At 40.5% G+C, this 25978-nt stretch carries 27 protein-coding genes; 20 read left to right on the top strand and 7 right to left on the bottom strand.

Annotation, left to right across the window (positions count from 1 at the left end; translation table 11 throughout):
- Positions 1-37: 37 nt before the first annotated feature.
- From tdh to mutL, 8 genes are all read left to right on the top strand, one after another.
- Positions 38-1102, top strand: coding sequence for an L-threonine 3-dehydrogenase (gene tdh / locus GKC25_RS07955; protein ID WP_342689958.1), 1065 nt, complete (start codon positions 38-40; stop codon positions 1100-1102).
- Positions 1099-2280 carry a glycine C-acetyltransferase gene (locus tag GKC25_RS07960; RefSeq protein WP_268495167.1) on the top strand — a complete coding sequence of 394 codons (1182 nt, stop codon included), beginning with the start codon at positions 1099-1101 and terminating at the stop codon, positions 2278-2280. Before tdh ends, GKC25_RS07960 begins: the two co-directional genes overlap by 4 nt.
- 101 nt (positions 2281-2381) lie before the next feature.
- A complete protein-coding gene (locus GKC25_RS07965; protein WP_262417202.1) occupies positions 2382-3497 on the top strand; it encodes an MrcB family domain-containing protein in 1116 nt (371 codons plus the stop codon).
- A 90-nt stretch (positions 3498-3587) separates the two neighbouring features.
- Positions 3588-5114, top strand: coding sequence for a tRNA (N6-isopentenyl adenosine(37)-C2)-methylthiotransferase MiaB (gene miaB / locus GKC25_RS07970; RefSeq protein WP_060596336.1), 1527 nt, complete (start codon positions 3588-3590; stop codon positions 5112-5114).
- 1 nt (position 5115) lies between these two features.
- Positions 5116-5550, top strand: a complete 435-nt coding sequence (locus GKC25_RS07975) for a RicAFT regulatory complex protein RicA family protein (RefSeq protein ID WP_003211238.1) — start codon at positions 5116-5118, stop codon at positions 5548-5550.
- A gap of 484 nt (positions 5551-6034) precedes the next feature.
- Positions 6035-6580: an outer spore coat protein CotE gene (cotE, locus tag GKC25_RS07980; RefSeq protein ID WP_003212450.1), complete on the top strand. Its 546-nt coding sequence runs from the start codon at positions 6035-6037 to the stop codon at positions 6578-6580.
- Positions 6581-6705: 125 nt separating this feature from the next.
- Positions 6706-9282 (top strand): DNA mismatch repair protein MutS, encoded by a 2577-nt coding sequence (gene mutS, locus GKC25_RS07985; protein ID WP_187704514.1) that lies wholly within the window; start codon positions 6706-6708, stop codon positions 9280-9282.
- A gap of 20 nt (positions 9283-9302) precedes the next feature.
- Positions 9303-11204 (top strand): DNA mismatch repair endonuclease MutL, encoded by a 1902-nt coding sequence (gene mutL / locus GKC25_RS07990; protein WP_034662188.1) that lies wholly within the window; start codon positions 9303-9305, stop codon positions 11202-11204.
- 89 nt (positions 11205-11293) lie between these two features.
- Here mutL and bslA read toward each other — a convergent pair whose 3' ends face one another.
- Together bslA and GKC25_RS08000 are read right to left on the bottom strand one after the other, a co-directional pair.
- On the bottom strand, positions 11294-11830 hold the full coding sequence (gene bslA, locus GKC25_RS07995; RefSeq protein WP_034662185.1) for a biofilm surface layer hydrophobin BslA: 537 nt from the start codon (positions 11828-11830) through the stop codon (positions 11294-11296).
- Positions 11831-11954: 124 nt separating this feature from the next.
- The gene (locus GKC25_RS08000; protein WP_034662180.1) at positions 11955-12353 is read right to left on the bottom strand and encodes a hypothetical protein; all 399 of its coding nucleotides are present in this window, start codon (positions 12351-12353) and stop codon (positions 11955-11957) included.
- Between the two features lie 574 nt (positions 12354-12927).
- On the opposite strand from GKC25_RS08000, the gene GKC25_RS08005 reads away from it, so the two are divergent.
- The 3 genes from GKC25_RS08005 (at position 12928) to GKC25_RS08015 (ending at position 15777) form a co-directional block, all read left to right on the top strand.
- Entirely contained in the window at positions 12928-13401 is a 474-nt protein-coding gene (locus GKC25_RS08005; RefSeq protein WP_034662177.1) for a CarD family transcriptional regulator, read from the top strand.
- Positions 13402-13713: 312 nt separating this feature from the next.
- A complete protein-coding gene (locus tag GKC25_RS08010; RefSeq protein WP_034662173.1) occupies positions 13714-14463 on the top strand; it encodes a poly-gamma-glutamate hydrolase family protein in 750 nt (249 codons plus the stop codon).
- A gap of 165 nt (positions 14464-14628) precedes the next feature.
- Entirely contained in the window at positions 14629-15777 is a 1149-nt protein-coding gene (locus GKC25_RS08015) for a Rap family tetratricopeptide repeat protein (protein WP_187704515.1), read from the top strand.
- Between the two features lie 90 nt (positions 15778-15867).
- On the opposite strand, the gene GKC25_RS08020 is transcribed toward GKC25_RS08015, so the two are convergent.
- The gene (locus GKC25_RS08020) at positions 15868-17193 is read right to left on the bottom strand and encodes a S8 family peptidase (protein ID WP_187704516.1); all 1326 of its coding nucleotides are present in this window, start codon (positions 17191-17193) and stop codon (positions 15868-15870) included.
- Positions 17194-17777: 584 nt separating this feature from the next.
- On the opposite strand from GKC25_RS08020, the gene GKC25_RS08025 reads away from it, so the two are divergent.
- Positions 17778-18512, top strand: a complete 735-nt coding sequence (locus GKC25_RS08025) for a poly-gamma-glutamate hydrolase family protein (RefSeq protein WP_034662166.1) — start codon at positions 17778-17780, stop codon at positions 18510-18512.
- 77 nt (positions 18513-18589) lie between these two features.
- The gene (locus GKC25_RS08030) at positions 18590-19039 is read left to right on the top strand and encodes an OsmC family protein (RefSeq protein ID WP_034662163.1); all 450 of its coding nucleotides are present in this window, start codon (positions 18590-18592) and stop codon (positions 19037-19039) included.
- Between the two features lie 47 nt (positions 19040-19086).
- On the opposite strand, the gene GKC25_RS08035 is transcribed toward GKC25_RS08030, so the two are convergent.
- From GKC25_RS08035 to GKC25_RS08050, 4 genes are all read right to left on the bottom strand, one after another.
- On the bottom strand, positions 19087-19455 hold the full coding sequence (locus tag GKC25_RS08035; RefSeq protein WP_034662159.1) for a DMT family transporter: 369 nt from the start codon (positions 19453-19455) through the stop codon (positions 19087-19089).
- Between the two features lie 15 nt (positions 19456-19470).
- On the bottom strand, positions 19471-19788 hold the full coding sequence (locus tag GKC25_RS08040) for a DMT family transporter (protein ID WP_034662156.1): 318 nt from the start codon (positions 19786-19788) through the stop codon (positions 19471-19473).
- A complete protein-coding gene (locus GKC25_RS08045) occupies positions 19788-20333 on the bottom strand; it encodes a TetR/AcrR family transcriptional regulator (RefSeq protein WP_095285193.1) in 546 nt (181 codons plus the stop codon). Before GKC25_RS08045 ends, GKC25_RS08040 begins: the two co-directional genes overlap by 1 nt.
- 101 nt (positions 20334-20434) lie before the next feature.
- Positions 20435-20686 carry a hypothetical protein gene (locus tag GKC25_RS08050; RefSeq protein WP_012010040.1) on the bottom strand — a complete coding sequence of 84 codons (252 nt, stop codon included), beginning with the start codon at positions 20684-20686 and terminating at the stop codon, positions 20435-20437.
- 104 nt (positions 20687-20790) lie between these two features.
- On the opposite strand from GKC25_RS08050, the gene GKC25_RS08055 reads away from it, so the two are divergent.
- The 7 genes from GKC25_RS08055 to nrdE all read left to right on the top strand — a co-directional run bounded on the left by GKC25_RS08055 (position 20791) and on the right by nrdE (position 25975).
- A complete protein-coding gene (locus tag GKC25_RS08055) occupies positions 20791-21192 on the top strand; it encodes a YmaF family protein (protein ID WP_095285194.1) in 402 nt (133 codons plus the stop codon).
- Between the two features lie 69 nt (positions 21193-21261).
- Complete coding sequence (gene miaA / locus GKC25_RS08060) at positions 21262-22218, top strand: tRNA (adenosine(37)-N6)-dimethylallyltransferase MiaA (RefSeq protein WP_034662145.1); 957 nt, start codon at positions 21262-21264, stop codon at positions 22216-22218.
- A gap of 25 nt (positions 22219-22243) precedes the next feature.
- Entirely contained in the window at positions 22244-22465 is a 222-nt protein-coding gene (hfq, locus tag GKC25_RS08065; protein WP_003211269.1) for an RNA chaperone Hfq, read from the top strand.
- 165 nt (positions 22466-22630) lie between these two features.
- Positions 22631-22963 carry a YmzC family protein gene (locus GKC25_RS08070; protein ID WP_034662143.1) on the top strand — a complete coding sequence of 111 codons (333 nt, stop codon included), beginning with the start codon at positions 22631-22633 and terminating at the stop codon, positions 22961-22963.
- A gap of 79 nt (positions 22964-23042) precedes the next feature.
- The gene (locus GKC25_RS08075; protein ID WP_003212415.1) at positions 23043-23255 is read left to right on the top strand and encodes a hypothetical protein; all 213 of its coding nucleotides are present in this window, start codon (positions 23043-23045) and stop codon (positions 23253-23255) included.
- Between the two features lie 265 nt (positions 23256-23520).
- The gene (nrdI, locus tag GKC25_RS08080; RefSeq protein ID WP_008360380.1) at positions 23521-23913 is read left to right on the top strand and encodes a class Ib ribonucleoside-diphosphate reductase assembly flavoprotein NrdI; all 393 of its coding nucleotides are present in this window, start codon (positions 23521-23523) and stop codon (positions 23911-23913) included.
- Positions 23873-25975, top strand: coding sequence for a class 1b ribonucleoside-diphosphate reductase subunit alpha (gene nrdE, locus GKC25_RS08085; protein ID WP_034662140.1), 2103 nt, complete (start codon positions 23873-23875; stop codon positions 25973-25975). Before nrdI ends, nrdE begins: the two co-directional genes overlap by 41 nt.
- The last annotated feature ends 3 nt before the right edge of the window (positions 25976-25978 follow it).

The raw sequence follows: 25978 nt of genomic DNA on the forward strand, positions 1-25978 counted from the left end.
CATTGGGAGAAGTTTTTTAACAAAGGGGTTGTACGTCATGTGTGGAACGATGAAAGCAATTGTTAAAAAAGAAAGCGCTTACGGGGCGGTACTGATGGAAATGCCGATTCCAGAAATCAATGATCATGAAGTATTGATTCAGGTGAAAGCCACTTCGATATGCGGAACAGACGTGCATATTTATAACTGGGATGACTGGGCAAAGGGAAGAGTTAAAGCGCCCTACATTTTTGGACATGAATTTACAGGAGAAGTTGTCAAAGTAGGGAAGCAAGTCTCACGTGCAAAAGTAGGGGATTTTGTATCGGCAGAGACGCATGTTGTATGTAATCAGTGCTATATGTGTTTAACCGGTCAGCAGCATTTATGCAGTGAAACAAAAATTTTAGGGGTAGACATTGACGGCTGTTTTGCTGAATATGTCAAAGTACCTGAACAAAATGTGTGGCACAATCCAGCTCAAATGCCAGTAGAGCTTGCATCTATCCAAGAGCCGCTTGGAAATGCCGTTCATACAGTGCTGCATACACCTGTTTCAGGTAAGTCAGTGGCGATTTTTGGCTGCGGACCAATCGGTTTAATGGCGATCGCCGTCGCGAAAGCTTCCGGTGCTGTTCAAGTGTTTGCCGTCGATCAAAACGAATACAGGCTGGATCTTGCCCGAAAAATGGGGGCAGACCATATTGTGGATATTGGAAAAGATGATCCTGTTGAGGTGATTAAGCAGTTCACACGGATGGAAGGAGCAGATGTGATATGCGAGATGTCAGGACATCCAGTTGCCATTAATCAAGCTCTCGAAGCTTGTGCAAATGGAGGGAAAGTCAATATACTAAGCTTGCCAGAACGGCCAGTGACAATTGATATTACGAATCAAATTGTTTTTAGGGGATTAACCGTCCAAGGAATCACGGGGAGAAAAATGTTTGAGACGTGGCGTCAAGTATCTGAGTTATTAAGAACGAATACCATCGATGTCCAGCCAGTTGTCACCCATACGCTGCCATTTGAACAGTTCGAAAAGGGATTTGAACTCATGAGAAATGGTACGTGCGGAAAGGTCGTACTGATGATGGCATCAAATCAAAGGGGGAAGAAATGATGAAAGAATTCACGTATTTACAAGATGAATTGGAAACAATGAAGCAGCAAGGCACCCACCAAACATTGAAAGAGATCGACTCAAAACAATCATCCACTGTGACATTAAATGAACAATCTGTCATACAGCTCTCCTCAAATAACTACTTAGGCCTCACCTCACATCCAAGGCTGATGAAAGCGGCAAAAGAGGCAATTGATGAATTTGGTGCTGGCACAGGGTCTGTACGAACCATCGCCGGCACAATGACGATGCACGAACGTCTTGAAAAAAAGCTCGCTGCATTTAAAAAGACAGAGGCAGCCCTTGTGTTCCAATCAGGCTTTACGACCAACCAAGGGGTCTTATCAAGTATCCTGACAAAAGATGATATTGTTATTTCAGATGAACTGAATCATGCCTCAATCATTGACGGCATCCGATTAACAAAAGCAGATAAAAAGGTATACGGTCATTCCAATATGGAAGAGCTTGAGAAAATTTTAAAGAAATCTATGAATTACCGCGTGCGTCTCATCGTCACAGATGGTGTGTTCTCGATGGATGGAGATATTGCGCCACTTCCTGAGATTGTGAGGCTCGCAGAAGCATATGATGCATTTGTGATGGTAGACGATGCGCATGCCTCAGGCGTGCTTGGTGAAAATGGCCGCGGGACAGTCAACCATTTTAAACTCGACGGCAGAGTGCACATTCAGGTTGGGACACTTAGTAAGGCTGTCGGAGTGCTCGGCGGCTATGTAGCGGGATCAGCCGTTTTAATCGACTACTTAAAGCATAAAGCAAGGCCGTTTTTATTCAGCACCTCACATCCGCCAGCTGTGACTAGAGCCTGTGAAGAAGCCATTGAAGTGCTGTTAGATGAACCAGAGCGAATTAGCACACTCTGGGAAAACGCCGCCTATTTCAAAGAAAAAGTCGTCAGCCTTGGGTTTCAAGTTGCTCCGACAGAAACACCGATTATTCCAATTATGATTGGAGACGAAGCCCTTACTTTCCGCTTTTCAAAGGCTTTAATAGAGCGAGGCGTGTTTGCTCAAGGCATCGCCTTCCCAACTGTGGCAAAAGGAAAAGCGAGAATTAGAGCCATCATCACAGCAGAGCACACAAAAGAAGAACTAGACCGTGCACTGACGGTGATCGAAGAAGAAGCAAAAAAACTGAACATACTTGATTGAGAGAGCGCAGGCTCTCTTTTTTTGCACTATTCTTTCCATATTTCATCAAATCTACCGTTTGTTATGTATAATGTATGTAAAAAGATCTTTTGAGGTAAGTGATGAGAGAAATGTTATTTAATAAAGATGAGTTTTATAAGCAATTTTTAGATTATAAGAACAATGCAAGAACAGATAAGAATCACCCTTTTCACAAAATGTTTAATAAAGAAATACCAAACAAAATTCAATGTGAATTAGAAAAACGTCATATGAGGAATTTGGATAGGATCGATATTAAAGCATCTACAGGAAATGGAAAAGTTGCGGAGTCTATTTGGATAGCATTTCTAGACCAGCTCTTAACAAAGAATCAAAAAACAAATAAAACAACTACACAAAAAGGATTATATATAGTCATTTTATTCGCTAATAACGGCAAAGATTTTTATTTATCGATTGGATTAGGTACTGAAAATTTATCTCTCAAAAAGATTAAATATGAAGCAGAAGTTTGGCGAGAACGACTAAAACCACAATTGAAGACTAGTGCTAATTTAAATGGATTTGAAATAGGAGATTTTTATCTAGGAGAATCTGATAGACCTAAAAAGTATGCAGCAGGTTCATTGGTATTTAAAAGGTATAATATCAATACATTTAATCAACATAAATTTTTAAAAGATATATATAACTTGAATGAATTTTTTTATGATTTTATTTTCGAAATTTATTCGAGTCCTGATCTTCATATAGACACAAAAAATAAAAAAAGTATAAAAAGAAAAAGAATCATTCATAGAGATGTTTATAAACAATTAAGAGAAGAAAGAGCAAAGCAAAACGAAGAGACAGGTAGAATAGCTGAGAAATTTGTTTATCATATGGAAGTAGAGCAATTAAAAGCAGCGGGTCAGGAACAATTAGCGGAAGCTGTCAATTGGGTGGCTGAAACGGAAGATGGTCATGGATTTGATATCAAATCTTATTACCCCGATGGAAAAGAGAAACTCATAGAAGTAAAAGGATCTAAACTGACTCATCAAGACTTTCCATTTTTCTTATCTGAACAAGAAAGAATGGTAGCAGAAGAGGAAAAAGAATCATATGTGATTACTTTAGTTGAGAGTGTCGGTACAAAGCAGATGAAAATTGTCAAAGAAATACAAAACCCTTTAGGCAAAGACGATCTACATCTGAAACCTACTCAATATTCATGCAGAATTCGTGTGGATTGAAAAGTGATGGCACATATGAATTTATTTTCAATTCATCACAAAATAGTCTATACTGTAGGGTGGAGCTTGGTTTGAAAGGAGTACAAATTCATGAATGAAGAGCAGAGAAAAGCGAGCGGACAAGTAAGTTCATCGGACAAAAAATCCGAGAAGGACTACAGCCAGTATTTTGAAGCTGTGTACATTCCGCCTTCCTTAAAAGAAGCAAAAAAACGGGGTAAAGAAGAAGTCGAATACAATCAATTTCAAATTGACGAGCGGTTTCAAGGGTTAGGGAACGGCCGCAAGTTTTATATTCGCACATATGGCTGTCAAATGAATGAGCATGACACAGAAGTGATGGCTGGTATCTTTATGGCGCTTGGTTATGAGCCAACAAACTCAACGGAAGATGCAAATGTCATCTTATTAAACACTTGTGCGATTCGTGAAAATGCGGAAAACAAAGTGTTCGGAGAGCTTGGTCATTTAAAAGCATTAAAGCGTGAAAAGCCAGATTTAATTTTAGGTGTCTGCGGATGTATGTCGCAAGAGGAATCTGTCGTCAACCGTATTTTGAAGAAACATCCATTTGTTGATTTGATTTTCGGTACACACAACATTCACCGCCTGCCAGAGTTGTTATCTGAATGCTATCTTTCAAAAGAAATGGTCATCGAGGTTTGGTCAAAAGAAGGCGATGTAATTGAAAACCTTCCGAGAGCCCGCCAAGGAAAAATTAAGGGCTGGGTGAATATTATGTACGGCTGTGATAAATTCTGTACATACTGTATCGTCCCTTACACGCGCGGTAAGGAAAGAAGCCGCCGCCCGGATGAAATTATTCAAGAGGTCAGACGTTTAGCGGCAGAAGGATATAAGGAAATTACCCTTCTTGGTCAAAACGTGAATGCGTATGGAAAAGATTTTGAAGACATGGAATATGGTCTTGGACACCTAATGGATGAGCTGCGTAAAATCGATATTCCGCGTATCCGTTTTACAACAAGCCACCCGCGTGACTTTGACGATCACTTAATTGAAGTGCTTGCTAAGGGTGGGAACCTTCTCGATCATATTCATTTGCCAGTTCAATCAGGCAGTTCTTCTGTCTTGAAACTTATGGCGAGAAAATATGACCGTGAGCGTTATCTTGATCTTGTGCGCAAAATCAAAGAAGCCATGCCAAATGCTTCATTAACAACGGACATTATTGTTGGGTTCCCAAATGAGACAGATGAGCAGTTTGAGGAAACACTTTCCCTCTATCGTGAGGTTGAGTTTGATGCCGCTTATACGTTCATTTACTCTCCAAGAGAAGGAACACCAGCAGCGAAAATGCAAGACAACGTGCCAATGCATGTGAAAAAAGAACGTCTGCAGCGCCTGAATGCCCTCGTGAATGAAATTTCCGCGAAAAAAATGAAGGAATATGAAGGGCAGACTGTCGAAGTATTAGTAGAGGGTGAAAGTAAAAACAACCCTGAAATCCTAGCCGGATATACAAGTAAAAGCAAGCTTGTGAATTTTAAAGCACCAAAAGAAGCGATTGGCAACATCGTCAAAGTGAAAATCACACAAGCCAAAACTTGGTCTCTTGACGGAGAAATGGTTGGAGAAGCTATCGAGGTGAATTAAAATGACGCTTTATTCAAAAAAAGAGATTGTCGAGCGTGCAAGAGAGCTCGCTAAAATGATTTCTGAAACAGAAGAAGTTGATTTCTTCAAGAAAGCAGAAGCGCAAATCAATGAAAATACAAAAATTTCAACGATTATTAATCAAATTAAGGCGCTTCAAAAACAAGCTGTGAATTTAAAGCATTACGGCAAACATGAAGCCTTAAAGCAAGTGGAAGAAAAAATCGATGCCCTGCAAGAAGAACTGGATGAAATCCCGGTGATTCAAGAATTCAAAGAATCACAAGTGGAAGTCAATTCCCTGCTTCAGCTCGTAGCGCATACGATTTCTAATCAAGTAACAGATGAAATCATTCTTTCAACCGGCGGTGATCTCTTATTAGGAGAAACCGGTTCAAAAGTGAAAAACTCATCACCAAGTTGCTCCATTAAATGAGAAAACCCCGCAGATGCGGGGTTTTTATTATATAGAATATATGTAATTTGTATTTTGCTACTGCATCAACAACAAAATGTTGATGCAGTAGCCCTGTATTTCGTAAAAAATGTATTGATTTATTTATTCAAAATATTATAGTGATACGTTATAAACTAAAAATTAATTGATTTTACAGATTAAAAGATTTGAATTGAAGCTCAATGCTAAATCCAAAAATGTTTATTATAATATTAAATTGTTTCATAAGATCTCCTCCTTATATAAAGAAGGGCTACTATCTTTATTACATCAAATGACACCATTACAGTCAACCCCAAACTCTCACTCTCCAACTTTTCCAATTTTCAAGGCAAGTTTATGGGCGACCATGCATACACTGAAACAGAAATGAATTTAATTGAACATGAAGTTCAAAATCGTGACACACTAGACGAATGCCCAGCATAAGATAAAACGATCAAGAACAAGGAGGCATGCCGAAATGTCTGAATACAGAGAGATTATTACAAAAGCGGTGGTTGCAAAAGGGAGGAAATTCACCCAAAGCACACACACCATTTCTCCATCGCAAAAACCAACCAGCATCCTAGGTGGTTGGATCATTAATCATAAGTATGATGCTGAAAAGGTCGGTAAAACTGTTGAGATTGAAGGAACCTTTGATATTAACGTATGGTATTCTTACGCTGATAACACAAAAACAGAAGTCGTCACAGAACGGGTGAAATATGTAGACATCATCAAACTGAGATATAAAGATAAAAATTTCCTTGATGATGAGCATGAAGTGATTGCAAAAGTGCTGCAGCAGCCCAATTGCCTAGAAGTGACCATTTCACCAAACGGCAATAAAATTATCGTTCAGGCAGAGCGTGAATTCATTGCTGAAGTGGTAGGAGAAACAAAAATTGTTGTAGAGGTCAATTCAAGCTGGAAAGAAAAAGATGATCACGAGTGGGAAGAAGAGGTGGATGAGGAGTTAGAGGATATTCATCCAGAATTCCTAGCGGGTGATCCAGAAGAATAATTCATGACTAGGGCGCATATCCCCCTAGTTTTTTTGTGCCCTTATCTAGGAGAAAAAAGGTGATTTTTTATGCTATAATGGAAGATGGTATGAATTCGAATGTAGTATAGTGAGGGATTAGAAATATGGCAAGTTATACGCCCATGATACAGCAATATTTAAAGATCAAGGCAGAGTATCAAGATGCCTTTTTATTTTTTCGCTTAGGCGATTTTTATGAGATGTTTTTTGATGACGCAAAAGAAGCGGCACAAGAATTGGAAATTACGTTAACAAGCAGAGATGGCGGGACAATACCAATGTGCGGTGTTCCTTATCATTCTGCTTCTGCATACATAGAACAATTGATTTCAAAAGGCTACAAAGTCGCGATTTGTGAGCAGGTGGAAGATCCTAAAACGGCAAAAGGTGTAGTCAAAAGAGAAGTCGTTCAACTCATTACACCAGGTACGGTGATGGATGGTAAAGGATTAAGTGAAAATGAAAACAACTTCATTGCCTCTGTGACAAAGTTTGAAAATGGATATGGACTTGCACTTTCCGATTTATCTACCGGTGAAAACATGGCGGCGTTCATTGATCGATTAGATGAAGTCGTGTCTGAAATTTATTCTGTCGGTGCAAAAGAAATTGTGGTGTCAAAGCAGCTGGATGAAGAAACAGTCAAGACCTTAAAGGAACGGTGCCAAGCGACCATTTCATACGAAGATAGTGATGAATTGATCGATGAAGCTGAGCGACTCGTGTCCCGCCTGAGCGAGCAACTAAGATCGGCCTTTTTGACATTATATGCCTATTTAAGAAGAACGCAAAAAAGAAGTCTCGATCACCTTCAGCAAGTTCAAGTGTTTGAGCTCGAACAAACAATGAAAATTGATCTTTACTCAAAACGAAATCTTGAACTAACAGAGACGATCCGCTCAAAAAGCAAGAAGGGCTCTTTATTATGGCTGCTAGATGAAACAAAAACAGCGATGGGCGGAAGGCTGCTCAAACAATGGATCGACCGGCCGTTAATTCGCCTTTCGCAAATTAAAGAGCGTCAGGAAATGGTGCAAATTTTGATGGATCATCTCTTTGAACGAGAGGATCTGCGAGAACGGTTAAAGCAAGTATATGATCTCGAACGTTTAGCTGGCCGTGTCGCATTTGGCAACGTGAATGCCCGTGATCTCATTCAGTTAAAAGAATCCTTAAAACAAGTGCCAGCCATTAAAGAGCTTGTGCATTCATTGCCAGAGGAAATGGCGAAATCAAGAGCGAATGATATTGACCCTTGTGGTGACTTACTTGATTTATTAGAAGATGCGCTATATGAGAATCCGCCGATGACGTTAAAAGAAGGCAATTTAATTAAAGACGGCTACAATGCAAAATTAGATGAATACCGTGATGCCAGCCGAAATGGGAAGGACTGGATTGCACGGCTTGAACAGCAAGAAAGAGAATACACAGGCATTCGCTCCTTAAAAGTCGGGTTTAATAAAGTGTTCGGTTATTATATCGAAGTGACACGCGCGAATACGCATCTTCTGGAGGAAGGGCGTTATGAAAGAAAACAAACGCTTGCCAATGCAGAGAGGTATATTACACCTGAATTGAAAGAAAAAGAAGCGCTGATTCTTGAGGCAGAATCAAATATAAGCGAACTGGAATATGAACTATTCGCAGCTCTCAGGGAACAAGTGAAAGTCTATATTCCGAGATTACAGCTGCTCGCAAAACAAATGAGTGAGCTGGATGCCCTCCAATGTTTTGCGACTGTCAGTGAAAAGCGCCGTTATATCCGTCCGGAATTCTCAGAGGATGAGGTGGATGTCATAGATGGCCGTCACCCAGTCGTTGAAAAAGTGATGGATCATCAGGAGTATGTGCCAAATGACTGCCATATGGGAAAAGGCCGGCAAACCTTACTCATTACTGGACCGAATATGTCAGGGAAAAGTACGTATATGAGACAAATGGCGCTTATCTCAATTCTTGCGCAAATTGGCTGCTTTGTGCCGGCATCAAAGGCGACCCTTCCGATCTTTGATCAAATCTTTACACGCATTGGTGCGGCAGATGATTTGATTTCTGGTCAGAGTACTTTTATGGTAGAGATGCTTGAAGCAAAAAATGCGATGGTGCATGCAACGAAAAACAGCTTGATCTTATTTGATGAAATTGGACGCGGGACAAGCACTTATGATGGAATGGCTCTTGCGCAGGCAATCATTGAATTTGTTCACGATCATATTGGTGCCAAAACGCTATTTTCTACACATTACCATGAGCTCACAGTCCTGGAGTCTCAATTAAGCGAGCTGAAAAATGTCCATGTACGTGCTGAAGAGCATGAAGGCACGGTCGTTTTCTTACATCAAATCAAAGAGGGGGCAGCTGATAAAAGCTATGGTATTCATGTAGCTCAGCTTGCTGAATTGCCTGATGCCATCATCGATAGGGCCCAGACCATTTTGACGGAGCTTGAGAGCGGTTCACATGAAGTGACCCCGCACGTATCTGCAGCCCCAAAAACAGAAAAGACCGAGGAAAAACAGCAGCTTTCTTTCTTTGAAGTAGAAGAAAAACCGCAAACTAAACCAGTTCTAAAACAGAAAGATCAAGCGGTGATCGAGGAATTAAAGTCATTCAACCTAATGGACATGACCCCGCTCGAAGCGATGACAAAGCTATATGAATTGCAAAAGAAATTATAATATAAGGTGAGGTGAGCAAAATGGCAAAGATTATTCAGTTATCCGATGACCTATCCAATAAAATTGCTGCAGGTGAAGTAGTCGAGCGTCCGGCTTCTGTCGTAAAGGAGCTTATGGAAAATGCAATTGATGCAAGCAGTACAGTGATTGAAATCGATGTAGAAGAAGCAGGTCTTTCCTCTATTAGAATGATTGATAATGGTGTTGGAATCGATGCTGAAGATTGTAAGCTCGCCTTTCAGCGCCATGCAACGAGTAAAATCAAAGATGAAAATGATCTGTTCCGTGTCAGAACGCTCGGATTCAGGGGAGAGGCGCTGCCAAGTATCGCATCTGTCTCTCATCTAGAAATGAAAACAAGTACTGGTGAAGGAGCTGGAACGCACCTGGTACTGCAAGGCGGAAAGATCATTTCAGAGAAAAAAACCTCTGGCCGCCGCGGTACCGAGATTGTCGTTACCAACTTATTTTACAATACGCCTGCCCGCTTAAAATACATGAAAACCGTTCATACGGAGCTTGGCAATATATCGGATGTCGTCAATCGAATTGCGCTGGCTCACCCAGAAGTATCGATTCGCTTGCGACATCAAGGGAAAGTCCTGCTTCAGACGAATGGAAACGGGGATGTGCGGCATGTGCTTGCGGCCATTTACGGGACAGCTGTTGCGAAAAAAATGGTGCCGCTTCACGTGCAATCACTTGATTTTGAAGTGAAAGGATATATCTCCTTGCCAGAAGTGACAAGGGCATCACGGAATTATATGTCTTCTGTTGTAAACGGCAGATATGTTAAGCATTTTCCGCTCGTGAAAGCGGTCCATGAAGGGTATCACACCCTGCTGCCGATTGGCCGCCATCCGATTACATTTATTGAGATGAAGATGGACCCCATTTTAGTGGATGTGAACGTTCACCCTTCGAAGCTTGAAGTGAGACTAAGTAAAGAGCAGGAACTTCATGAGCTAATCAAACAAGGAATTAAGGAAGTATTTCAAAAGCAGCAACTCATTCCAAGTGCTTCGGTACCAAAGAAAGCACCAATGCCAGCTATCAAAAATGAGCAGCAATCCTTAACCTTTGATGCGAAAAAAATAAACACAAGCGTGTCGGAAACGCCGCTATCCTATCAGCCGGAGCCTCTCGAATCGGTTGTATACGAGACAAGTCAGACGGGTACATATGGGACGCCTGAGCAGGAAAAGACTGAGGCGTCATCACCCGTATTTTATGAAGATGCTCCATCTGAGCGTGTTCAGTTAGAGGAATCCGCCGCTTCACTAGAATATGAAGAGTCGGTACTGAGAGAAGATGTTGCAGAAACCATTTCAGAAAACGAACGTGTTCCAGTCATGTATCCCATCGGGCAAATGCACGGCACATATATTTTGGCTCAAAATGAACGAGGGCTTTATATTATCGATCAGCATGCGGCCCAGGAGCGAATCAAGTATGAGTATTATCGTGAGAAGGTAGGAGAGATCAAGCAGGAAGTGCAAGAAATGCTCGTCCCATTAACATTCCACTACTCGAAAAACGATATGCTGATTATTGAAGAGCATAAAGAGATACTAACGAAAGTGGGCGTCTTCTTAGAGCCTTTCGGTTCAGGAAGCTACATTGTTCGGTCGCATCCGCAGTGGTTTCCAAAAGGGGAAGAGGCTGAACTGATCGAAGAGATTATAGAGCAAGTGCTAGATGAGAAGCGTGTTGATATCAAAAAATTGAGAGAAGAAGCGGCGATCATGATGAGCTGTAAAGGTTCTATCAAAGCAAATCGCCATTTGCGTCATGATGAAATCAAAGCCTTATTAGATGAACTCCGGCAGACAAAGGACCCCTTCACTTGTCCGCACGGCCGGCCGATCATCATTCATCACTCGACATATGAAATGGAAAAAATGTTTAAACGGGTCATGTGATCAAATGAAAAAAAGACAAAGGGCTAAAATAAAAATCATTTTAGCCCTTTGTCACAATCTGAAGCGCTCTTATAAGAGCGCTTTTTTATTTAGCATCCACAAGGATTTGGCGGTGTGACCACAACTGGTCGTGTTTGAATATCAAGGGTGTCCTCTGCATAAAATTTAGAACCAATGCTAAGCGCACGGTTTTCTGCGCGGAACGTGTATGTACCTGCAGCAGGAAGTACTTTATGAGAAAGTTGTAATTTATATTGTGAAATTCCTAATAAATCGATTCTAGCTGGAATGCGGACAGTTTTTCCACTGTTCAAAATGTAGCTGTCTTTTAATGCTTTTCCATTGAAGATGTCTTTTGTTGTCGCTTGAAAGCCTGCAGGCAATGTGAACTCAATGGCACCGATACTTAAAACAGAATTTGGGCGGTATGTCAGCTCAATGTCAGAAAAAGACCATTCCTGCTTACTTGTACCTGTAATTTTTGCATAAAGTTCAGCTGGTCTTGCATTCGTTGATGCTTTGCCTTCCTCCGTTTTGACTCCTTCTGCGGATGCGGCAATCGGTACCGATAGTGCCATGACCAGTGTAAGCATTCCCATCATGATCATTGTCCATGTTTTTTTCATTTCTTCCTTCCCCCTTGTTGAATATAGGTAAATAATAGATGATTACACCCATTATTTACCTACAAGGTTACCATATTCCTATATGGTATTAAATGGTATATTATACCCTTATTTTGACACTTGTTTAGTAATAACGGGGGAAAAACGCATTTGGTTGGTTCATTCCATAACCATGGCCTGTCATTTGCTGATTTGGCATCATCATATGCATATCTTGATATCCGTATGGATGATATGGCATCATTCCGTATCCACCATAGTGGCCAAGATGATGGTGATCTTTCATTGGAACATGTGAAAAGGCATCATGCTGATTTGGAAACGGCGAATAGGTTGAATGATGATGCGGATAGTGTCCGCTGTACATATCTTTTTTACCGGTATGATCATGCTTTGGCATATTCATAGGATCCTGCATGTTTGGCGCGACCACATGCTCATGATTGGCTGTATACACATTCTCAAATGTATGATAGGGATTTTCTTGGTGATGATGATTCATTGGGCTATTCATATTGTTCATTTGATATCTCATCCTTTATGTCAGGTTGCCATATCCTATGAGCATGATCCGTTTCATGAGCCTATCCATATGAAAAAAACCGGCTTTTCAGCCGGGAAAACGAAAAACAGGTGAAAGCGTCAATTGCTAATATGAGAAGCCATGTCTTCTTCTACGACGCTTCTTACAGCTGCTGCAGACACTTTTAGGACAGTAATAGGGATCGTAGCTTCTAGAAGTATCCCAGAAATCGCTCTCAAACCATTTATCTTTTTTATGATGAAACTTTTTTTCTTTACATGGATCCTCATGGCAATGATCGTCATGCTTTTTATAACAGTTTGAGTGGGAATGTTTGCACTTGCACTTGCATTTGCACATTGTCATCCCTCCTAAATGTGACTCAATGCTAGTATATGCAAGAATAAGACAAGGGGACTGGATGATGGCGCTTTTTTTGTAAAAAAAGGCTTTTTCTGAAAAACTCAAATAAAAAGAATTGACTAGTGCTAAAATAACATGATAGAATATAAATTTTTATCCACCGATGAAATGTGTTATAATCATAATGTGAATACTTTCGGAGGTGGCGGATTTGTTTCAAATAGGTGATAAAATTGTTTATCCTATGCATGGTGCCGGTGTGATTGAAGGAATGGAAGAAAAAGAGATTTTAGGTAAGACGGAGGAATATTTTCTGATTCAAATGCCGAATATGCAGATGATGATCCCAAGAGGCAGAATCAATCAACTAGGTATACGTCCGGTAGCAGATCAAGCAACGCTAAAAGTTGTGATGAACAATTTTGCAGAAGAAACAAACGACGACACGCTTACTTGGAAGCAAAGATATGATGAAAATCTGAAAAAGCTAAAAACAGGTGCGATCGAAGATGGTGCAGACGTTGTCAAAGATCTGATGAGACGCAATCAGAAGAAAGCATTAAATTCAAGTGAAAAGAAGATGCTTGAAGATGCACGAGGCATGTTAGTGAGTGAGATTTCTCTTGCACAAGGACTGTCGCAAGATGAAGTCCTTTCAGCTTTAGAGAATGAACTAAGAGTTTAATGATGGATATACAGTAATTGGCTGTAAACAGAAGGGCATACCTTTTGTTTACGGCTTTTTTTGTTTGAAATCAGAAGAATATGTCCATTTTTGTAGGTGATTTTAACTAAAGCTAAAATAAGGTCATACGATGCAGTTTTTATTCAAGCAATGAATGATTCAAAGAAGTCAGAAATACCTAGGGCAGCATAAAAAACAGGTAAGTTCTCCTGATTCGTTCAAATGAGCCGGACAACCTTTGAATTCTGTTAGCCATTGATAGTAAAATAATGCGATAAGATGACACCTAAGAGAATGAAAAGGAGCGGTGAAATGAAAAGGCTACTGATATGTGGATTCATCTTTCTGATCCTGTGTGCTCTTTTAATGGTGAAATGCAGCCATTCTGTTCAAGAAAAAAAAGAGCAAAAGCAATATCAAGAAGAGGTAGAAAAGTATCAAAAAGAGCGAAAAAAAGGGGATCAATATGAAAGCTTTAAACAGCTTATCCGACATGAAAGAGAAGGCTATGAAATAGAATTTCACGAAAAGGGTGGAAGTGATTTACTCGTCTTTTCTCCTCATGGAGGGGAAATTGAACCAGGAACAAGTGAAATTGTAGAAGCATTTCAAGAAAAGTACTCTACGTATTTGTTTGAAGGAACAAAACAAGACAATAATCGTGATTTGCATATTACAAGCACCAAGTTTGATGAACCGATATTGGTTCAAATGATTAAAACGTACCCCTTCTCCATTTCCATCCACGGCTATAAAAGTGATAAAAGACACACGCTAGTTGGCGGGACAAACGAAAAAATGCAAAGAGCAGTTGTACGAGAATTAAAGGATCGAGGATTTTCTGCAGAAATGGTGCAAGAAGGCGAACGGCTTTCAGGAACAGATCCCAAAAATATTAATAATCGAAATGCGAGTGGTGAAAGTGTTCAGCTAGAAATTAGTACGGCGCAGAGGGAAGCCTTTTTTGACAATTTTGATACGAGAAAAGGAAAGAAAAAAGCATTCAGACGTTATATCAGTGCTTTAAAAGAAGTATTAAGAGAATTTGACCCATCTTCGTAGAAAAACCGTTTTGATGGGCAAAATTACTCCATTTAAACTTGGTAAAAAAGATAGAAATATGCGAAATGAACATAAATTATGTAATAACTTACAATTTGCCTTAAAAACATAAATTATGTAAAATAATAGTTATCAGTTTGATATGATAGAATGGGGCTGAAGTGGATGGCACACAAAATACCATCTTCCGAAGTAGGTGTAAAGATCAATCAATGGTACACGCATATTTGCAAATTTGAAGTCGAACAAGCAAACGATATGAAGCGCCTTGTTGAAGAAGAAATTCATGAGATGGAAGAGGATCAAGATTTACTTCTATATTATTCTCTAATGGATTTTCGCCATCAAATGATGCTTCAGCATTTAACGCCAGTCCATGCAGGGAGTGAAACGCTTCAAGCCGTGTCTTTTCCGAAAGAAATGGAAGATGGAGAAGATGAGATGACAGGCTTGCTCGGCTATTACTTTCATTTTTTCCATGGAATGTATGCGTTTATCCAGCGCCGGTATATCGAGGCTATTTCCTATTACAAGCATGCGGAACATCAACTGATCTTAGTGACAGATGAGATTGAAAAAGCGGAATTTTACTATAAAATCGCTGAAGTATACTATCATATGAAACAAACTTATTTCTCCATGCATTATGCTAAAAAGGCGAGAGACATTTATAAGAAACATCAGCTTTATGGAAAAAGAAGCATTCAATGTGATTTTGTCATGGCAGGTAATTGGATTGATGTGAGTCAGCACCAAAAAGCGCTTCCTTATTTAGAAAAAGCGTTAAAGGTCTGTGAAGTGATGGAACGGCAAGAATGCACATCTTATTTTAAAGCGATGGCTCTTAATAACTTAGGTGCTTGTCATTATAGTATGGGAACGTATCATACAGCGACTGTCTTTTTTGAACAAGCCATTTCCCTTTATCAAAAAGATCAAGCATCCACGATGATCAAATCATTATTTTCACTTGCCCTTACTTGTTTTAAACTCGGAGATATCCAGCGGGCGGGCGAGGCTATACGTAAAGGAATGAAAGAGGCTTGTTTATTGGAAGATGAAATTTATCAGTTGAAATTCCAATTTTTGCAGGCGCTTTATATAGAAAAAGACAGCTGTGAGCAATTAAGGTCGGCCCTTTTTGGTCTGCGAAGCAAAAAAATGTTTGCTGATTTAGAGGAATTAGCACTTGATGCGGCTAATTATTATAAGGAACGCGACATGTACAAGGAATCTTCCACTTTTTTTGAGATTGTGATCGAAGCGCGTACGCACATTCAAAAAGGAGATGAGATGTATGAGAACGAAGCATAACATGTCAGCTGCTCAAGTAGATGAAAGACTTCACACGTAATAACAGACAAACAACACCCTTTACGAATCAACGTAAAGGGCTTTTTTAATTTATTCTTTGATGGCCTTTTCTGCGTCAATGGCACCTGCTCCGTAAATCATCGGGTCATCTCCAGACCACTTACTTGTATTTTCTTTTAACAGGGTTTTGACATTATCGGGCGTTAAATCTGGTGAATGCTCTAAAAGAAGAGCGCAAATACCAGCACAAATCGGTGTTGCCATAGATGTGCCAGATAACGTCGTGTAATCGTCATCGACTCTGCTTGATTTATCGAGTTTATCTAGAAAGGACCTTGGTGATCTAAGAGAGACGATGTTTACTCCTGGTGCGAGAATATCAGGCTTTGTTTCACCATAAACAGTAGGGCCTCTGCTCGAAAATGGTGCCACGATATCATCGTTTGATTCTGGTGTATTCCGGTCATCAAAAGCGCCAACCGTAATAACTTTTTGACTGACGGCAGGGCTCGCAATCGTTTGGCTGTTAGGACCAGAGTTTCCGGCAGCGACGCATACAACAATGCCTTGATCCCAAGCAGCATTGACAGCGCGCACCATCGGATCGTCTTGTTCGTCATCATAACGCTGGGCATCTCCGCCTAGTGACATACTCATAATATGAATCGGATCATCAGGATGATCTTCATTGAACTGGATGCACCATTCAACCCCTTCTATAATAGTAGAAAGTGATCCAGCCCCTTGTTTATTTAACACTTTCACGCCAATTAAATTAGCTTTTGGAGCAGGTCCTTTGTACAAGCCATCTGAGGCAGCTCCGTCTCCAGCTACATCTCCAGCGCAGTGAGTGCCATGCCCGTTATCATCATAAGGCTTTGTTTTTTGCTTGACTAAATCCACAAAATCGCGAATTCTTCCTTCTAGATCTTCATGCGGATAAATCCCTGTGTCAATGACAGCGACCGTAATACCTTCCCCTGTTAAGGTTGTACCGTTTCGGATGACTTCATCAGTATGACTTGCTTGTGTGGCCACATCCAGAAGTGCATGAACTTTCCGGTCTAAATAAATTTTACGAATATGCTCACCATTCGCTAACAGCTCCTCTAAAGCAGCCGGTGTTAGGTCAGCAGCGCAGCAGTCGATATGTGAAAAGTGCCGTTTAATTTTTGTTTTTCTATTTTTTTTCATGAACTGTTTTGCGCTTTGAATACCTGCTTCGACCGCACCTTCCTTAAATTCAATGATCACACGAAGCTTCTTTCTCTTCTTTAATCTTCCTTCCAAGAAACGATGAAGAAAGCATGGCGTCCATTTAAAAGGTTTATAAAGGTGAAGGACGGTTTCTCTTAAAGGCTGATCCAGTTTACTAGCTTGTGTTCTGACCATTTGCACCATAGAAAATCCAAACATGTAATGCCCTCCATTCTAGCTATCCATTCTTGTACACTATTACGTTATGAGAATGAGAGCTGCTTGGTTCGGATTCATGCCCCTCCTTTTCTTCATATTGGCGGCTGACTGATTTCTCTTTAAAAAGAAAAGCGCTTACATTTTGTAAAATAATAGAAAAAGGTGAAAAACATGTAGAATCTGCCGATGATAGGTGGGAGAGTTCTTCAAAGAGAACCGGTGAAACAATCGATTTTGCAGAAAAAAGGGAGGGATAAACAGGGTCAATGCTCATACAAATGTGACTTGTCACAGAGGAAAAAAATCAAATCCATATAAATACAAGCCGAATTAAAGAAAACAGACTGGATAGAACTAGGCCATTTTAAACATAACTTCATTTGTCTGTCATACTATTCTAACTCTGTTTTCAAAGAGGAGAGGCGTTTCTGTGTATATAAATGCAATTATCTTATTTTTGAGGAATCTCATGATCTAGAGTGTTATGATCAAATTTGAAGAGAAAAAGTGGAAAAAATGAAAAGAAATGATGATTCAATATAAATCATAGAAACGGCTTAGAAATCTGTTAAAGGAGAACGGGAATGAAGAAGTTTTTTGCTTTGCTTCTCCTGCTTGCGATCGGATGGGGCGTTTATTATACAATGCAAGCACAGGAACATGATGAGCCAGTGTCATCAGGTGGGGAAGACGAAAGCGGTTCAAATGATATTTATCGCAATTTTAAAGAACTGGAAGAAAACGAATCAACAAGCAGCTATCAGATTACAGCCAACCCAGTGCCTGGAAGCCGTCTTCTAGTGATGTCACCCCATGGCGGGAGGATTGAAGGCGGCGTGAGCGAGATCGTCCATTTTTTCGATAATGATTTCTCTACGTATTTGTTTGAAGGCTTAAGAGAGAATGCGTCAGAACTTCATATTACAAGCACAAACTTTGATGAGCCAGTCGGCGTCGCGCAGGCAAAAGCACACGATTATATCTTAGCAGTTCATGGATACAAAGGTGAGGAAGGAATTGACCATACTCTCGTTGGCGGAACAGATTACGACCGTGCAGAAAAAATTGTGAACTCATTAGAGCGGAACGGATTTTCTGCTGAACTGGCTGTCGCACACGCAACCCTGAGCGGAACAAGCAATCATAATATTAATAATCTTACAAAAACAGGGCAAAGTGTACAGCTAGAGATTAGTAGAAGTCAGCGTGAAGCTTTATTTGACAGTTTTGACTTTCGGCGGCGGTCGAGTACAAAAAACGAGACGTTCTACCGGTATGTCAGGGCGATTCGGACAGTGCTGGATGAGGAATATACATAAAGATGGTGCACATGTTAAGACAAGCAGCGTGAATTCTTGTTACACTATAAAAAGTGATAATAAAAGGAGAGACGAATATGGCGCGTCATCATTTTCATCTTCAGGCGAGCTGGCCTGGTCTGCGTAACGATGTGGGTACAATCTCATGTGAACAGTTAAAAACGAAGATTTCAATTCCAAAAGAAATGGACGGTCCCGGCATTGGAACAAATCCAGATGAGATGCTCTTAGGTGCAGCGGCTACGTGTTATATTATTACACTTGCCGCTATGATGGAGCGGAGCCAATTAGAGAAAGAGGATCTAACGATGAGTTCTGAGGCTGTCGTAGATGTGACCAATGGTGTGTTTACATATGAAAAAATCATTCACCGGCCTGTCATCATCCTCAAACAATCCGCTTCCCCGCAAGATATTGAGCTGGCCCGCAAGCTCGCGCATAAAGCCGAAAGCTCATGTATGATCTCAAGAGCTGTTCAAGGAAATGTGGCCATTTCCTTAGAAGAAACCATTCAAGTTGGCGGGTAAAAACAAAAAAGTCATTTTCTCTTATTAAATGGAGAAAATGACTTTTTTTATGACGTCCATTCGGTTTGATCGATTTGTTCTTTGTTTTCTTCCTTTTGTTTTTTGGACAGGTTCAAGACAATCACGCCGCATATCACAAGTGCAAGGCCGATGAAGCCTTTTATGTGAATGGTTTCGTTAAACAGCACGAGTCCGATAAGAGCAGTGAGTGCTGTTCCAACGCCAGACCATGTCGCATAAGCAGACGAAAGGTCAATGGTTTTAAGTGCCAAACTGAGGAAGGTAAAGGCGCAGCCAAATCCGATCAGGACCCCAATACTCGGCAGCAGTTGCGAAAAACCTTGTGAAAGCTTCAGCATCGTACTGCCAAAAACCTCCGTCAAAATGGCTCCTGTTAAATAGAGCATTCCTTTCATGATCTCTCACATCCTTTATGACATATTTAAAAGTACGACTCCTGAGACAAGCATCGCCATCCCAATGACTGCTTTTTGGTTCAAGGTTTCTTTGAAAAAAAGCACGCCAAAAATAGCCGTGAGGATTGTACCAACCCCAGACCATGTTGCATAAGACATGCTAAGCGGAATGATATTCAGAGTCAATGACAGCATATAAAAGGCAAGTGTATACCCAGCAACAACGACAGCGCTCGGCTTAAAGCGAGTAAAGCCGTTGGAGAATTTTAACATCACGGCGCCAATCGCTTCTGAAAAAATCGCCACAGCTAGAAAAAGATATCCGAGGATCATTATGATCCCTCCTCTAATAGGTGTAAAATCCGATGAAGTAAAAGGGTTTTTTCCTCTCGGTTCAGCGGTTCAAGCTGAAACATTTCTGAAAACCATATTCCATCACAAGCAAGACGAATCAGCTGGCTCAATGTTGGGTCATTGATTTCATCAGCTGCTTTCGCTTTGAACTCTGCATAAAAATCACGCCAAGGGTTCAATAACACTTCATCAAATGACATAGTAGCAAGCATACTTGTACATAGCTGAGTCGTATTTTGATGATCAAGATCATGTAATGTGGCCGATATATATGCACGGACATAAGGCGCTTTTTCATGCTTGTAAGTTTCTTGATACGTTTCGAGCTGCTGACGAAAGCAAAGAATCGCATGCTCATTCATTTTTTGGATGAGCTCTTCCTTGCTTGCGAAATGATAAAGCAGGCCGGCTTTGGTCATATGTGCATGCTCTGCCACTTGCTGAAGGGTAAGCTGGCTTAATCCTTCTTCTAAGATCGTGCGGGCAGCTGCATCAAAGATTTGCTCTTTTTTGGTTTTAGACATAAAAAAAACACCTACTTTACTGAACGGTCGGTAAAGTAAATGTTAACCCATCAAAAACGAGTGTGTCAATCGATTCATTTGATTTCGCTAAATCGTCATATTTAATAATAAGGGTATGGTCCATATGGCGGGTACGGAGGCGGATAAGGGTACCCATAGCCATAGCCTGGCGCAAGCAGAGACCCAGCAAGCAGACCTCCAGCAAAACCACCTAAAAATGGAGGTCCGAAGAATCCGGGTCTACCATAACCGAATCCAGGTCTCCCAAACCCAAAACCCGGGCGTCCAAAGCCAAAACCAAAAGGTCTTCTCATGTCTTCTTGCATAAATGGCGGTGCATCAAAATAATTCATAAAAAAAGGCTCCTCTCACATAAAATCACTGTAACTGACATCAGTGTATTCGATTGGCCTATATGTGTTTGGGTGAACGCCTATTATAAGGAGGAATGTAAAAAATGGGCCTGTATCCATCTGATTGGGCAAAATGCCCGCCGCATGCTCATGCCTATAAAGCACGAACGGATGTAACAGAAGAGCATTATCATTTAATAGAAGGCATTTCTCAGCCTGTCAATGGAAGTAATACCGATCAGCATACTCATTTCTATCGCGGGATCACCTCTTTTGAGAGAGGGCATTTCCACAGATACTACGGCGTCACAGGGCCGGCAATTCCAAGATTGGATGGTACGCACTATCACGAGATTGAGGAAGTCACGTTTTCTGCCTATAACGATTCTGTCCCCATTCCGTACGGAGGAGTTGTCTATAGTCCGGACGAGGAGCGGCCGACGCATACGCACCGATTAAAAGGGAAGACATATGAAGTGGTCGGAAATGAACCACTCGGCTGGTGATAGGCCGTATATAGGAGAGAAAGAGAAGTTATGCTATACTGTAGGCAGTTTGTAAAAGAGAGTGATGTTATGAAAAAAACGAAACAACCAGTGATTGTATTAGTAGGACCGACGGCTGTCGGGAAAACAAAACTGAGCATTCATATAGCAAAAGCATTTAATGGAGAAATTATCAGTGGTGATTCTATGCAGATTTATAAAGGAATGGACATTGGAACAGCTAAAATCACCCCTGAAGAAATGGATGGTGTCCCGCATCACTTAATTGATATTAAAGAGCCGGACGAATCCTTTTCTACAGCTGAATTTCAGCAGCTGGTCCGTGTGAAAATCAAAGAGATTGCCGCTAGAGGGAAAACACCAATGATCGTCGGCGGAACAGGTTTGTATATCCAATCTGTTTTATATGATTACACATTTACCGATGAGAAAAGTGATCCTGCTTTTAGAGAAGAAATGGCGCTGTTTGAACAGCAGCATGGCCCCCTTCAGCTGCACGAAAAGCTAAAGGCATTAGACCCTGATGCTGCAAAAGCCATTCATCCGAATAATGTCCGCCGCGTGATCCGGGCGCTGGAAGTGATCCATACAACAGGTCAGAAAATGTCGGAGATGCAAAGTGGTCATCAAGAAGTTCCTCTTTATGATACAGCCTTCATTGGGCTGAAAATGGATCGAGAGCTTTTGTACGAGCGCATTCACCAAAGAATTGATATGATGATAGATGAAGGCTTAATTGAGGAAGTGAGCGCACTTTATCAATCTGGCTTGAAGGATTGTCAATCGGTTCAAGCGATTGGTTATAAAGAGCTGTATGCGTATTTTCAAGGTGACTGCTCACTTGATGAAGCTATCCAGCAATTAAAGCAAAATTCCCGCAGATATGCGAAGCGTCAGTTCACGTGGTTCCGTAATAAAATGGATGTCACTTGGTTCGACATGACACCGCCTTGCCACTTTTCAGACAAAAAAGAGGAAATTTTCGCATATATAGCAGGAAAGCTTGGACTTAAAGCGAAACTGTAGTTATCAGAATCAAGGAGGACGAAACATGAAACCGATTAATATTCAGGACCAATTTTTGAATCAAATTCGTAAAGACAATACCTTTGTCACAGTATTCTTACTGAATGGCTTTCAGCTTCGCGGTCAAGTGAAAGGATTTGACAATTTCACGGTGCTGCTTGAAACAGAAGGGAAGCAGCAGCTTATTTATAAACACGCCATTTCTACATTTGCACCTCAAAAGAATGTGAATCTAGAATTAGAATAGGATAGGATAGTTCCACCTAATAGCCCCATGCATCTGCGAATAAACCGGCCGGAACCCGCTACGTTTTTTGTCAGTGCAGAGGGGCTATTTTGCATGCCATGAAACTTTTCTGCCTATTCTGCGTATAATCCCTTATTGGATATGGAGAAAGGTGAGGGAAGCGATATGGAAAACGCAGAGCTTGAATTAAGAAGGATTAGGGTGATCCTTCTACTAATTGGGATTGTTGTCTTATTTGGATCGTGCGCCATTTCAAACATTGAATCCAGGCAGGAAAGCTGGCATAACTATTCTAATCAAGATGATCATGGACATATAGAAGGTCTTTTACAATCAGCTGTTGCTCTAAAAAATAATCACTTTGCTGTTGTGAAAGATGATGAAGTACATGTGTACCGGTTTGACGAAAAAGAGGGAGAACTGACTCTTATTAAAACAAAATACATAGATGAGTGGGACGAAGATTATGATGATGATGACGATTCTGTAGAAGAGTAAGCACGTGAATTTACAAATGAATGTGAAGTCGCTACACTATAATCATGCATCAGACATCTAGACAGAAAAGGATGAGTTCATGACACACAAAATTAAAATTAATCATTGGGAACAAACTTGTGAAGACGACTCCTGTTTCGAATATGGAACAAGCGTTTCTGTAAATGGGAAAGAATTAGTCAGAGAAGCTTCAATCGTCTCTGCGCTTGAAGCGGTGCTAAAAGAATTAGGTGTTGAAGTGGAAATTACAGAAGTGTCAGAAGATTTACAGTGCGATGCCTACAAAAAATAAAACAAAAAGTCTAGTCTACTAAGCGATTTTTTTTCGTGTTATGATAGATTTCGGTTTCAGTTGAATAGAGAGTAGAGCAGTCTATTTTTAGATCCTGTTCTGCTCTATTTATTTGAACGTACGAGTTCGGCTATGAATGTTCGGCCGGGTTGGTTGATTTTTTTCGTTTCGAACATCTATATGTTGTGTTTTGAAAAAACATAGTATACTATATATAGTGAATAACGAAATGATCAACAATACTAAAAACTAGGTCGTGATGGAATTGATTCAAATCGTATTTGATTCAAAAACAGGAAATGTTCAACGCTTTTTGGACAAGACCCCTTTTACAGACAAACGAAAATTGACTGGAGAAGAGTTTTTGGATACGCCGTTTATTCTCGTCACCTTTACGACAGGATTTGGACAAGTCCCTAGTACCACTCAATCCTTTTTAGAGAAAAATGCCCACCTTTTACTAGGTGTTGCAGTGAGTGGAAACAAAGTGTGGGGAGATAATTTTGCCAAAAGCGCCGATACGATTTCTAAACAATATCAAGTTCCTATTTTGCACACCTTTGAACTAAGCGGAACAAAAAGGGATGTTGAATTGTTTACACAGGAGGTAGAAAGAATTGTCACAAAATCAGGTTCCAAAGTGGATACAATTAAATAACGAGATTATGATTCAAAAAGAAGGAAAGTTTCAGTTTGATAAGGACAAAGAAGCTGTACATAGTTATTTCGTAGATTATATTAATCAAAACACGGTCTTCTTTCACAACTTAGAAGAGAAGATTGATTACTTAATAGAAAACGACTACTATGAGGAAGAATTTTTAAGACAATACAGCATGGCAGATATTAAAGAAGTATTCGAAGCTGCATATGCGAAGAAATTTAGATTCCCATCATTCATGAGTGCGTTTAAGTTTTACAACGACTATGCACTGAAAACAAATGATAAAAAGAAAATCCTTGAACGCTATGAAGACCGCATTTCAGTTGTAGCGCTTTTCTTTGCGGGCGGAGATAAAGAAAAAGCCCTTGAGTTTGTAGAACTGATGATCAATCAGGAGTACCAGCCAAGTACACCAACATTCTTAAACGCTGGACGTAAAAGACGCGGTGAGCTTGTGAGCTGTTTCTTGCTTGAAGTGAATGACTCATTAAACGATATTTCAAGAGCGATTGATATTTCAATGCAGCTTTCAAAACTAGGCGGCGGCGTCAGTTTGAACCTGTCAAAACTTCGTGCAAAAGGCGAAGCAATCAAAGATGTTGAAAACGCGACAAAAGGTGTCGTCGGCGTGATGAAGCTTCTTGATAATGCATTCAGATATGCAGATCAAATGGGACAAAGACAAGGATCAGGCAGTGCCTACCTCAATATTTTCCACAGAGATATCAATGATTTCTTAGATACAAAAAAAATCTCTGCTGATGAAGATGTTCGTGTGAAAACATTGTCCATCGGTGTTGTCATCCCGGACAAATTTATCGAGCTGGCAAGAGAAGATAAAACAGCTTACACCTTCTATCCACACACAGTCTATAAAGAATATGGACAGCATCTTGATGAGATGGACATGGAAGAAATGTATGATGAGCTTGTAGAAAACCCGAAAGTCAAAAAAGAAAAAGTCAATCCGAGAAAGCTTCTTGAAAAATTGGCTGTTCTTCGCTCAGAATCAGGCTATCCATATATCATGTTCCAAGATAATGTGAATAGAGAGCATGCATTAAACCATATTTCACGAGTGAAATTCTCAAACCTTTGCTCAGAAGTGCTTCAGGCTTCAGAGGTCTCTTCTTACACGGACTATGATCAAGAAGATGAAATCGGTCTTGATATTTCTTGTAATCTTGGTTCATTAAATATCATGAATGTCATGAAAAACAAATCGATCGAAAAAACGGTCAAACTTGCAACAGACTCACTAACACTTGTGTCTGAAACAACAGACATTCGCAATGCACCGGCTGTTCGAAAAGCGAACAAAGCGATGAAATCAATCGGACTTGGCGCGATGAACCTTCACGGGTATTTGGCTCAAAACCAAATTGCCTATGAAAGTGAAGAAGCAAGAGATTTCGCGAATACTTTCTTTATGATGGTGAACTATTATTCAATTAAACGCTCAAGTGAGCTTGCAAAAGAAAAAGGAGAAACATTCCATCGTTATGAAGGCTCTGGCTATGCAACGGGTGAGTACTTCAATAAATACGTGGAGAATGATTTCACACCAAAAACAGAAAAAGCAGCAGCACTATTTGAAGGCATGCACATTCCAACAAAAGAAGACTGGGCAGCACTCAAAGACTTTGTAGCGGAAAATGGCATGTACCATAGCTACCGCTTATGTATTGCACCAACAGGTTCCATTTCTTATGTGCAATCGGCCACAGCCTCTGTTATGCCAATTATGGAACGTATCGAAGAAAGAACATACGGCAACAGCAAAACCTATTACCCAATGCCAGGTCTTTCAGCGCAGAACTGGTTCTTCTATAAAGAAGCGTACGATATGGACATGTTTAAAGTGGTCGATATGATCGCAACGATTCAGCAGCACGTCGATCAAGGAATCAGCTTTACACTATTCCTGAAAGATACGATGACAACGCGTGACTTAAACCGTATCGATCTGTATGCACACCATAAAGGCATTAAGACACTTTATTATGCAAGAACGAAGGATACAGGGCAGGAAGGCTGTCTTTCTTGTGTTGTTTGATTA

The sequence above is a fragment of the Bacillus pumilus genome, from assembly GCF_038738535.1.
Taxonomy (GTDB): domain Bacteria; phylum Bacillota; class Bacilli; order Bacillales; family Bacillaceae; genus Bacillus.